This is a genomic window from Paenibacillus plantarum, assembly GCF_013141695.1.
Taxonomy (GTDB): Bacteria; Bacillota; Bacilli; order Paenibacillales; family NBRC-103111; genus Paenibacillus_E; species Paenibacillus_E plantarum.
This window is the reverse complement of the sequence record NZ_WHNY01000045.1, coordinates 105,231-116,891: the sequence shown is the minus strand read 5'-3', so window position 1 is coordinate 116,891 and position 11,661 is coordinate 105,231. Positions and strand designations below refer to the sequence as shown.

General features: G+C 45.0%; 7 protein-coding genes. 2 read left to right on the top strand and 5 right to left on the bottom strand.

Features of this window, described 5'->3' with window-relative positions; genetic code table 11:
- Positions 1 to 125: 125 nt before the first annotated feature.
- Positions 126 to 740 (bottom strand): PH domain-containing protein, encoded by a 615-nt coding sequence (locus tag GC096_RS15850; RefSeq protein ID WP_171631513.1) that lies wholly within the window; start codon positions 738 to 740, stop codon positions 126 to 128.
- Between the two features lie 93 nt (positions 741 to 833).
- A complete protein-coding gene (locus GC096_RS15845) occupies positions 834 to 1,697 on the bottom strand; it encodes an AraC family transcriptional regulator (protein WP_171631512.1) in 864 nt (287 codons plus the stop codon).
- A 140-nt stretch (positions 1,698 to 1,837) separates the two neighbouring features.
- On the opposite strand from GC096_RS15845, the gene GC096_RS15840 reads away from it, so the two are divergent.
- Positions 1,838 to 2,620 carry a phytanoyl-CoA dioxygenase family protein gene (locus tag GC096_RS15840; protein WP_171631511.1) on the top strand — a complete coding sequence of 261 codons (783 nt, stop codon included), beginning with the start codon at positions 1,838 to 1,840 and terminating at the stop codon, positions 2,618 to 2,620.
- A 313-nt stretch (positions 2,621 to 2,933) separates the two neighbouring features.
- On the opposite strand, the gene GC096_RS15835 is transcribed toward GC096_RS15840, so the two are convergent.
- On the bottom strand, positions 2,934 to 4,961 hold the full coding sequence (locus GC096_RS15835; RefSeq protein ID WP_171631510.1) for a beta-galactosidase: 2,028 nt from the start codon (positions 4,959 to 4,961) through the stop codon (positions 2,934 to 2,936).
- A 120-nt stretch (positions 4,962 to 5,081) separates the two neighbouring features.
- Here GC096_RS15835 and GC096_RS15830 point away from each other — a divergent pair, with 120 nt between their 5' ends.
- On the top strand, positions 5,082 to 5,903 hold the full coding sequence (locus tag GC096_RS15830) for an AraC family transcriptional regulator (protein ID WP_171631509.1): 822 nt from the start codon (positions 5,082 to 5,084) through the stop codon (positions 5,901 to 5,903).
- A 1,949-nt stretch (positions 5,904 to 7,852) separates the two neighbouring features.
- Here GC096_RS15830 and GC096_RS15825 read toward each other — a convergent pair.
- Positions 7,853 to 9,271, bottom strand: coding sequence for a glycosyl hydrolase (locus tag GC096_RS15825; protein WP_171631508.1), 1,419 nt, complete (start codon positions 9,269 to 9,271; stop codon positions 7,853 to 7,855).
- Between the two features lie 126 nt (positions 9,272 to 9,397).
- Complete coding sequence (locus GC096_RS15820) at positions 9,398 to 11,611, bottom strand: AraC family transcriptional regulator (RefSeq protein WP_171631507.1); 2,214 nt, start codon at positions 11,609 to 11,611, stop codon at positions 9,398 to 9,400.
- Between the last annotated feature and the right edge of the window lie 50 nt (positions 11,612 to 11,661).

Here is an 11,661-nt window from a genome sequence, read left to right as displayed (position 1 = left end):
ACGACCTTCCATTCAAAAATCGAATGGAACATCGTCTCAGGTGGTGCAGGCATAATCTCAGTAAAAATATGTAAGAATCAACCAATTATATGGAACTAAACTAATCTAACTGAATTTCCTCACAATTAATTATTAATATAACGTTCAAAAATAGCACCGAAATCCTTAACCTTCAATTCCGTATGCTTACCTTTTAACCAGTTGTAGGTGGATTCCGTAATCGCATCGAATTGGGTAACCGGAGAAGTCGTTTGTGTTGAGATACGGCCAGTGGCTTCCTTCGCAACAGCTACACTTTGCTTAGCGTATTCGAACATTTCCTCATTATGGGCAACTGTCTCGGAAATTTTAATCAAAGCTTTGTACAAATCTTTGATCTGTTCAATTTGCTTTTTATCCACATCAATGGAGAAGTTCGTGTTACCGATAACGAATTTGATCTCAACATCAAGATCGATCGTTCCTGCCGTTTCCATATATACTTGGGAGATCGCATGAGTATGATAGCTGAAACGTTTCAGTACTCGCTTAGAGCTAATCGCACTATCTCCATCCAAATGGATGAGTGCAAGGTTCGTGAAACAATATTCGTCTTTCTTGGACTTGATGATGAAGTAAATCTTCTCGCCATCCTCATGCATCACATAATCATCAGAATCAACCTTATCAAAATCTGCTGGACTAATTACTTTACCGATATCACTTAAGCCTAATGCGTCTGCTGCAAACTTCTTGAACACTGGAACCATCCTCTCACTAATTAAAATGTATGTAGACTTATCCCATTATACGGTATGGGTAGAATTAACATAAGTAGCAAATTGTTAGCCATTCTATCGCTTCTCTTTTTGGCGGAAACGGCCAGGGGGGACCTTCTTCTCCAGTAAGAACGTACGTGTAAAATAATGAACGGAAGAAAACCCCGTCATTTCAGCAATTTCTTTAATGGGCAGGTCGCTGCTCAGCAGCAGGTGCGCCGCTTGGCGAATACGCTCACTCCGAATGAAATTAGTGAAGCTCTCATGGATTCCCTCTGAAAATAGCCGAGACAGATGGCGCTCCGAAACACTCAAATAGCTTGCAACATCTTTGAGCTGAAGGGCTTGCGAGAGATTATCACGGATATAGAGTTTGGCCCGCCGCATCAAAATATGTGTGCTTTTATGCCGGATAATAGGCATCTTAGATTGCCTTCCGAATACAGCCGGGAACGACACCAGCAAGGCATAGGCAACCGAATGAATGGCTGAATACGGTAAACTTCCGTGCCCCTCTCGGATGAGAAGTGATCGCCATAATTGCACAGTTGGTACATCATCTGCCTCATACAGAACGGCATCACCGTGGAGTGCAAGCCCATTGAATGTTTCACGCATTGCATCATCACATAAGGTTTCATCCAGCTCAAACGCGATAAATAAAATATTCAACCCTTTTTCCGTACGAATTTGGTGGGTAATACCGGGTTTTGAGCAAAAAAGCGTGCCTGCTCGAAGTGGATAGACCATGTCTTCCTCTGAATACAGACCTTCTCCATCCAAAATGTAACAGATCTCGAAAAAAGAATGCTTATGGGGTTGATTATCATACAAACAAGGATCCACTCCCCAATAATGTACTTTAAAGACAGCTTCCGCGCCTTGGATTACGGTTAAAGCTTCATTCAACATCGCATACGTTTCCTTATACTGAAACATGAGCTTCACCTTTTTCGGGAAAAATGGCCTTATTGTGCAAAAGTATGTCCTCTGTTGAAAAAGATTACACCATCGATTTCTCCTATAATTATAGATAGAAAGCGGCTTAATGAGCAACTACAAATTGGAGGCATGGTACGATGATACAACCTAAAGATGTCGATTTTTACAAAGAAAATGGTTACTTGCTAGTCAAAGGGGTATTTAATGAAGCGGAAGTTGTGGAGATGAGAGAGGCTGTTGAGAACATTATTCTACGTGCTGCTCACGCGAAAGCCGATAGTAATGCTGCTTGGCAAGGGGATTATCTACCTGCTGAAGAGCTGAAGAAGCTTGTTCTTAAAGGCTTCCATGATGTGCATTATCACGATGCTTCCTTCATGCGAGCCGTCATTCATCCGAATATGGTAGCGGTTTTGAGACAAATTATTGGGCCCAACGTTCAGCTTCATCATTCCAAAATGCTGGTCAAGCCACCAGAGAACGGCGCTGCCTTCCCGATGCATCAAGATTATCCGTATTTCCCGCATGAGAACCATACGATGTTAGCGGCTAGTGTTCACTTGGATCGTGCGGATGAAGAGAATGGCTGTCTACGCGTCATCCCGGGCTCACATCTTGCAGGAAGCTTGCAACATGTCGGTACGCATTACCTCAATCACAAAGAGTATCCAATCCATATGGGAACACCTTGTGAAGCGGAAGCTGGCGATGTTCTATTCTTCAACTACTTAACGATCCATGGTTCATCTTCCAATAAGAGCTCGAGAACTCGGAGAAATGTGTTGTTTCAATATCGGGAGGCGAGTGATTTCCCGACCACGCAAGAGCATTTTGACTGGGGCATGGGGTTAATGGTTAGCGGGGAAAATCCAAATTTCACGAAAGTGAAGCCTAACTACAAGATTATTAAAGACGCTTAGCCATATGTAGTTAACACGCACTATAATGTAAAAAGCCCTACATCTTTATGTAGGGCTTTCATTGATTGATTTTCTCAAACGATTGGAGAGGAACGTGAGTGCACTATTTAGGCAAAACCCTCCCTTTGCGGTGAGAAGAGGAACGTACGTGCGCTATTTGTTCGTTTTTTGTGGTTTTTGCCGTTTTACGGACGAATAGCGTACTGTGGTTCCCTTTCCCAGTCCATTTTACCTATTTGCCGCAAATAGAGGATCCTCGTTCCCCCTCCTACCAGTTGCCCTACTGGGCAGTACCTACAAATAGAAAATGAGTCTACTTTTCAATGAGGAGGACTTGCTTGGCTGCAAGTGTTGCTTCATGTTCAATGAAATCGCCGGATAGTAAATCCGTCCCCTTCAAATCCCCGAGAGAAATCGTAGTAGCTTGATCATTATGGTTTAAAATAAAGACAAATGACTCGTTCTGTTCATTGGTTCTCGTAGAAACTTCAACACCAGGCACAGGTGGGATTGGTGCACTAATCCCTTTATCCTGGCACAAGTTGCCTAGCAGCCCTTGTAAAAATGCTGGCTCAGGACTGGAAGCGACGTACCAAGCTTGCCCCGCTCCGAATTTATTTACAGTCAATACAGGCATGCCTTGATAGAAATCCTGGCCATATACAGCTTTTACTTCGGCTCCCTCAGCATGGATTAAATCACACAGGATACCGCATTCGTAGCTCCCAGCTAGGCTGCCCCATTGCTCATTCAGCTGAATTTGGTTGCTCTGATCTGGGAATAACGCATCGATTTCTTCTGCCCAAATGCCAAGAACATTGCGCAGCTCACCCGGATATCCACCAAGGGTTACGCGATCATGCTCGTTGACGATACCGCTGAAGAAAGTAGTCAGGAAGGTTCCTCCTGCATGAACGAATTGTTCCACGCGCTTCGCATATCCCTCTTTCACCATATAGAGTACAGGTGCAATGACAATATCGTAGCCCGTGAGATCCGTATCCGTGCCGATGAGGTCCGCTTGAATATTTTGTTGGAATAGAGCGTCATAATATTTATGAACTTCATCTACATAATCTAGTGCGATTGTCGGGCCGCTCGACAGGCCAACCGCCCAGCGGTTTTCCCAATCGAAAACAATACCCACTCGTGCTTGCACTCTTGCGTCCAATACTTTATCTGATAAGCGCACCAGTTCATGCCCTAACTCCGCGCATTCACGGAATACACGTGTATGTTCATGTCCAACATGCTCAATGACAGCGCCATGGAATTTCTCACAAGCACCTGCGGAACGACGCAATTGGAAAAATAATATCGTATCTGCACCATGGGCAACCGCTTGATAGCTCCATAGTTTCATAACACCAGGACGTTTCAACGAGTTATATTTTTGCCAGTTCTGTTGACTTGGTGTTTGTTCCATTAGCATGAACGGCTGACCGTCTTTTAATCCACGCATAAGATCATGCGTCATGGAAGTGAGACTGACCGGCGTGTCAAGCGATGGATAGTTGTCCCATGAGATGACATCCAAATAAGGCGCCCATTTGAAATAGTCTAATTCTTTGTAAAGACCCATTAAATTCGTCGTAATTGGCAGCTCAGGGGAATGACGTCTGATCGCGTTATACTCCAACTTGTAGCAATCCAGTAAACTATCGGACATGAATCTACGATAATCTAATGAAATCGATTGGAAGCGTGAACGATCGCCAGCCGTTTCCTCCGAAAGTGCATTTGGCGGAACGATTTCATCCCACTCGTAGAACGTATGTCCCCAGAAACCGGTATACCAAGCCTTATTTAATTGATCTAATGTTGTATAGCGCTCTTGCAGCCAAGTTCGAAATGCCTCCGCGCAGTTATCACAGTAGCAATAACCACCATATTCATTGGAAACGTGCCATATGAGAATGGGTTCATGACCTTTGTATCGTTCAGCTAATTTCTCTGCAATTCGCTCCGAATAGGTACGAAATGTTGGACTGTTGGGGCAAGAATTATGCCTCATGCCAAATTTATGTTTGCGTCCTTCAAAATCCACGCGACAAACATCTGGATGTTTCTTAGCCATCCAAGCAGGATGAGCCCCGGTACTTGTAGCCAAACACACATAGGTTCCATTCGCGTGGAGACGATTAATGATGTCATCTAGCCAAGTAAAATCGTAAGTATCTTCATTCGGTTGTGACAGCGCCCACGAGAAAACATTAATCGTTGCGACATCAATTCCCGCAAGATTAAACATGCGTAAATCCTCATCCATAACCTCTTTATCCCATTGTTCTGGATTGTAATCTCCACCATACCAAATTTTCGGCAGCTTAGGATGTATCACGATTCGCACCTCTTCAAGTAATTTCATATAAGAATAAGTACATTATATTAAATTCATATTCATGTTAAAATATAATATAATTGCAATCCTATATAAGAAAATGGAACAGGATGATTCGTTGTGCATACTCGTTTTCTACTAACCCCTAGTTCAGCCCAGCCCTATCCTCTATATATAGACAGTATTGGTCATCACGAAGATCAGGAGATGCTCAACCGCAAAGATGGCCTCCCTCACTATCAATGGCTGCAGACTTTCTCTGGTTGTGGCGAATATGAAATGGGCAATAGGAAAATCCTTTTATCAAAAGGCTCTGGCGTCCTCATGCTGCCTGGTGAACCGCACGCTTATTATGCCGTTACGGATACCTGGTGCACACAGTACGTTACGTTCGGAGGCACTAGTGTGCATACGATCTTAAGCACATTAGGCATGCTGGAATCTGCCGTCTTCCGTTGGGATGAGGAAGGTCCTTTAAACCTAGCTCTCACCCATATTTTGAACAAACTTCAGACGCAAGCTGATTATTCCGGCTATGATGCATCCGCAGATTTGTACCATTTCTTGATTCAGATAAAAAAGCACGCACAAATCAATAATCGCACCTCGATTACGAATCAGATGCTTCACTTACAGCCACTAACGGATTGGCTAGAAGATCACTATCCGAATCCGGATACCGGGATTGAACATATGGCTGCTGTCCTTGCGATTACACCACGACATTTGAATACGTTGTTTCAGCATGCTTTCGGCCTCTCTCCTTATGCCTACCTCATCATGATGCGACTTCGCAAATCCAAAGAAATGCTGCTTGCCGACAGACATGTAGCCGTTAAAGAGATAGCTGTACATGTAGGGTTTCGGGATACGAGCCACTTCATAGCGAGTTTTCGCAAACAGATTGGCCTTACGCCGGAGCGATTTAGAGAGTTGAATTAACGAATTAAACGGTTGCGCGTGCTGCTCCAACTCGCATATGAAACCACAGCGCGATCCAAATAACTGGAAAAACTCCAGCTATTTTTCAGCTTATTAGTCATTTTTGTGTAATAAATGGAAAATGTACATGTAATTCCCTGCATTCTTCCATTTTCGACGAGATGCATTGAAAGTAACTGTATGTTTTACATGTATGCCATGTAAATATTGAATTCAGGCGAAATTAACTGTATGTTTTACAGTTAAAAGCAAAAAAACAGATCACAGGCAGATGAACATCTGTCTATGATCTGTTTTTTAGATAAATGAAACTACAATACGAGGCGGCACTGGCAATCCGAACTTGACGAACGCGAATCGGTCTACATACATCGAAACTCCCTGAGGTATCCCTTTGTCCGTCCAGCCTGGCGTATTCGTGAAGCTAGATGGGCCTACTTTGTAAATTTCACCATGGATATGATGATGAGGACCCAGTAAGTTTCGGCAGCTATTCGTCAGCTCCATTTCGATGACATTCTCCCCAGCAACCAGGTATCCTCCAATGTCAGCCTCATACGGTTCCCACAAGAAGGTTCGAACTTCGAGTCCATTTATCCACAGTTTGCATACAGCAGCATGAGGAGGTTCAGGGAAGAACCACTTAGCAGCAGCGCCATCCTTCCAATTCACAAGGATGTGCTGCCGTAATCGAATCGCGCCCGCGAAGAAAGGAAGTCCTTGCTGAACAAGTTCACTCGCATGCACCACTTGAGGAATCTCCTTGAGAACGAAAGCCCCCTCCGTTTGAACCGCATTTCGTTCACCGTACACATACCCCGATTGGGACTCAACCCCAAACTCACCAAGTAGATAGATGCTCTCAATTTCGGTATCAAAGGTTAATTTATTGCCTTCTGATTCAAATATCTTCGCATTCTCAATCGCTTGATACGTTTCAGGCGAATTATAGAAATGCCTGTTTAAGTGAATGTGATTTTCCCCGCGCTGTACATTGCCGCTGATAGCGACTTTGTGGAAAGATCCATCTCGCCACGTTCCACAGCTCTCCGAGGAGACCTTACTACCGTTAACTTCTATGGTGAAAAGCTCAGGGCTTTCCATAACAACAAATAGCTCTCTGTTATAGCTAGTTTCCCATCCAACATTGAAAGGAAAGTCTAGCTCAATATCCACAGAACGACCCCGTGCTAGTAATTGTTCCTGAATAAGAATCACTGGCTGTAACTCAGACCACTCGCCATCCTCCACACGTAACCGACACGTATCCAATGTGAGGCTGTTCGGGGTGAGAGAAACGACGCCCCAATGGGAGCTTAAAATCGTTGTCTCGGCGGGTTGACTCTCATTCTCGCTCTCACTCTTTCTTTTATCCGATACTTGTTCAATTATTTTCGTATGTTGTGCATTGTACGGCTCCAGCCGCAGCATATAGGATTGACCAGGATGCAGCGGCAGTTGAACCAGAATGCCATCCGCCGTTGCGATCTGTTCAAGGCATTCCGTGTCGCCGCTTGTTAGATCAATCAAGCTTACTTGCCCTGTATGAAGCAGTTCGATGTCAACCCGAGCATAGTGTTCCTCCCCGGAATTGACGACATAATACAAACGAGATCCCTCGAGTTCCAAGGTTTGTACATTGATGGTGTCAGCAGCAATGGTAACTCCGCGCTCATCGGTCATCCGCATCGAAGGCGCACTGACCTTCGTTATGGCGCCCATTATCGCAGCGGATGTCCACTCTGGTTTGTTCGCTTGCAGGAGCAATTCCGCAAGTTCACTCTCGGCCACACCCTCAACTAGCTGAGGATAGGGTGTGCAAGCAATCAATTGTCCGCCTTGCTGCACGAACTGTTTCAGCAGCACTAGTGTCGTTCGGCTAATCGTCACGCTTGGCGGCAGAACCACCACACGATAGGCCGCCTCTCCCATGATGAATTGGCCGTCTTTCACATGGCCGTGCCCCTCCATGATGCTTTCACTGCCATAATCATGCTCGATAAAGGCTTGGCACATCCAGCGTGATAGCTGAGCAAACGCCGCGTGGAACCGCGGAATGTCGGAGCGATCCTCTCCGCGCTGCAAGGTCCATGCACTGCGAATCGGGTGCAAGAGCAGCACGTCGACTTGTCTTGTCCCCTCCGACAGCAGCATCGACAATCTGGCGAAATGAAGCCCTTATAGTCCTCCCACCACGGCTGTTGGACGAACAAGGATGGCGGATAATCCCGCTTCCTCAGACCTTTCAGGCTATAGCTCTGCAAATGCTGGCAAATCATCGTGATGCCATGGACGAACTGCCATTCACCAATTCGCTTCAAATCCGCGAAGCTAATGTCCCAACCGGAACAGCCAAAGCTTTCGGTAATCGTTTGCTTTTTCCCAAGTTGATGGGCGACAGATCCGACCTGTTTCGGGACAATCGGCTCATCTCCAATGAAACGACCGAGCCAATCACAACCTGGCATGTTCAAATGTTCATAGAACGCCATGGGATCTCCAACAGAGGTTACTTGAATCTGCAGCGCTTGTTCATCCACAACATGTCCAGTAAAGGACCAACCTTTACTTTGACACCAGTCACCGATTTGCTTCGCATACGCCTTCGTGAACATCGCTGTTACACACGCCCAGTAGTCGTATCTGGCTTTCGCATAGCCGTCAGCTTGCAAGAACAACGCTGGCAATACGTCCTTCAACTCATACCCATTCGCTGAGAGAAATGCCGCTTCTAATTCAAAGGACCACGGTAATTGACCGCGAGCAAATTGAGGTTCATCGGTAAAAAAACCTTGAATGACATCCCCGAACTCTTCCCCAAAACGCTCCCAATACGCGTCATAGGCAGCTTCAATGAATGCCCCCACAGCTTGCTCGCTTAAAGCATCTAAATAATAGGGATTGACCTCATAGTACAATCGAAGCTGTGCCTTTTCTGCAGCCTCATCCCCAAGTAAACGATACCCGCTCTCCGTCAGCTCATAGTAGGCTATCGTATGTTGCGCGGGGCTTTGAAAAGGCGCTTGTTCACAGAGCAACTTCTTTTGCTGAAATGCCACGCCTTTGGCAGTCACCTTACCGTCAGCGAAGCCGCTTGGCCACCCATTTTCATCATACAGCCATGGCGACATGCCTAATTCTTTGCCCTTTACAAGACAGGCGCGAATCGCATCCATCCACTCCTCCCCCATGTAGGGGGTTTGAAGTCCGCCTCTTGCATGCATGAAAAAGCCGCCAATCCCCGCTTTATGCATCTCTTCAATTTGCCGTTCTAATTCAGCGATTTCTAATTTATCATTCCATGACCAAAACGGGATGGTCCGATACTCATTAGGCGGATGAAGCAATTGTTCCCATATATTTGACATAAAAACCTCCGAAAGTAGTTGTAGGTGAAAGGCAACATCAGGTCACTTTCACTCACTTTACCTACTTCGGAGGTTCTCTTCAATCTACATTTCTTTGCCTAATTAACATGCATGACGAATCTATTGCTATTGGTGAACCTTGCGGTAATCCCCTGGCGTTGTGCCAATCATTTTCTTAAAAGCACGAATGAACGACATCTGATGTAAATACCCTACGCGTTCCGAAATTTCTTGGATCGGCAGAGGTGTCGTTCTTAGCAATTCCTTGGCATGCTCCATCCGTATTTGGCAGAGGTAGACAACGAACTTCTCACCGAAATCCTCTTTAAAAATGGTGCTTAGGCTGGACGAATTCATATTAAATTGTTCGCTTAGGCTCGATAAAGATAGATCGGGATCACTGAAGTTGGCCTCGATGTAGTCCCTTACTTTTTGCACCACACCGTGATTGCCTTTGCTGACGCGAATTTCTTCCATTTGCTGTGCACAGGACGTAATCGTTATCAGATAAAAAGATTCCAACTCATCCAGCGTTTCAAGTGTCTCCATATTCTCATCCCATGGTGTGCGGAACTCCCGATTCCATAGTTCTTGATACTCAGGAGGCAGCTCCATCATTTCCCGATAGAAATAATAGTTCATGTAACTGAGAATGCCGCTGATCTCCTCTTTCGGAAGCAAAAGGCGACGTAAACCCTCAAATAGCAGCTTCAGCTGCTCCTGCCACCCATCGTTACCGACACGGAAAGCTTGAGCAATCGTCCGTACATACTGCAAGTAAACATATAGATCATCATGCGACAATAGCTCGATTTCCCAATGGCCGATCACCCGATTGCTGCCAAGCGCAGACTTATAGTCCAGCGCCCGTGCCGATGATTCATAGGACCTATGTATCACTTGAGCTTCGTGTACCGTACAGCCCAAACCGAATGTCACAGTCAGCTTCAAATTGTTCTGCATCCATTGACGGACTTGATCCGTCAGCGTCACCATCGTCGACTCCAGTGATATCTCTTGCTGCTCTTCAAGAAAAATAATACACAACCGATGATTCGTGACCCATTCCTGCCAAATGCGCAGACCACAAGCTTCTGCCGATTCTTCGACTACTTTTTTCAAAATATATTTAAACAGCCCCTGATCCTCTCGGGAATGCCCACTAATAAACTCGGTATATTTATCAATTTCGACGATGCTCACTGCGGCACTTCCCAATTGCTTCATGCCAAGATCCATGATCTCATTGTTCCAATCTGCCTGCTCTAGCGGGCGACTTCCATCAATAATCTCGTGGAATAACTGGATACGTCGATACTTCTGATTCACGAGACTCTGATTCTGATACTCCTGACTAACCTCAATGATGCTGCTGAGCGTGTAATCAATGTAACTCAGTTCATCGACCGTCGGTCCTTGTATCGGATGTTCTTTATGCACCTGATTATATTTCTCGATTCGCGACATAATCGTTTCAATTGGCTTATAGTTTTTACGGGTAATATACACAATCCAGCCAATGGCTAGCAGCAGTCCCAAGAACCCAACAATAAACCAGTCACTCTTCATATAGTTAAAAATATTACCCAGCTCTTCCTTCTTCAACGAGCTCGTATAGGTCCAACCAGTGTAGTTGGAAATGATCGTGATATCATCAACCTTCGGATCCTTGCCATTTTGCTCAAAAATCATCTGGCCTTGACTATCTTTGAGTGCAATCTGATTCACTTCAGATATGCCGTATTTGCTTAGAAACTCTTGAATGCCGCTGATTTTCACATTAATAACAAGCATAGCGATGCCTTTGCTTTGCAGGGGAACACTTCTGGACAAAGAAATGACGGTACCTTCCAGATTCCCGTCTTTTACAGTCCGATAGGGACGAGGCAGACTCCAGCTATCTAGTTCAGGATTATTAATATGATTTTCAATGAATGTTTTATCTCCAAATTGCTCGACATTCAGCTTTGTTTTATCACTAATAACCGTCCCATCACCTACCCGATACAAGTAGGCAGAATCAATCCATGGATTGGTAGATGTTAAGCTCTGAAGCAGCCGGGAAAGTTCGATGAAAAAGTTAGTATCGCTTTGCATCCCAGCGAACGTCGTTATGTTAATATTACGCGTTATTGTTTCTAACATCATTAATTCAATGGAGTTCAGCGACATGTCGATGCTGTTCTGGATATTTTGGACATATACGCCACTGGATTTCAGGGCTTCTTTGCGGGACAGATCATTGAGCTGAACGACCCCGATAAATACGAATAAACAAACGATAAGAATAAGCACAGGAACATAGGAAAGTAGCAAGCGATGGAACCAATTTCTTCTCAAGTTGGGCTCTCTCCTTCATGATAAAGAGGTGTTTATCCTACCATTCTATC

Bases quoted from the DNA above. Each gene is read 5' to 3' on its own strand.
- GC096_RS15845 (WP_171631512.1), bottom strand. From the start codon at position 1,697: ATGTTTCAGTATAAGGAAACGTATGCGATGTTGAATGAAGCTTTAACC.
- GC096_RS15840 (WP_171631511.1), top strand. From the start codon at position 1,838: ATGATACAACCTAAAGATGTCGATTTTTACAAAGAAAATGGTTACTTG.
- GC096_RS15825 (WP_171631508.1), bottom strand. From the start codon at position 9,271: ATGTCAAATATATGGGAACAATTGCTTCATCCGCCTAATGAGTATCGG.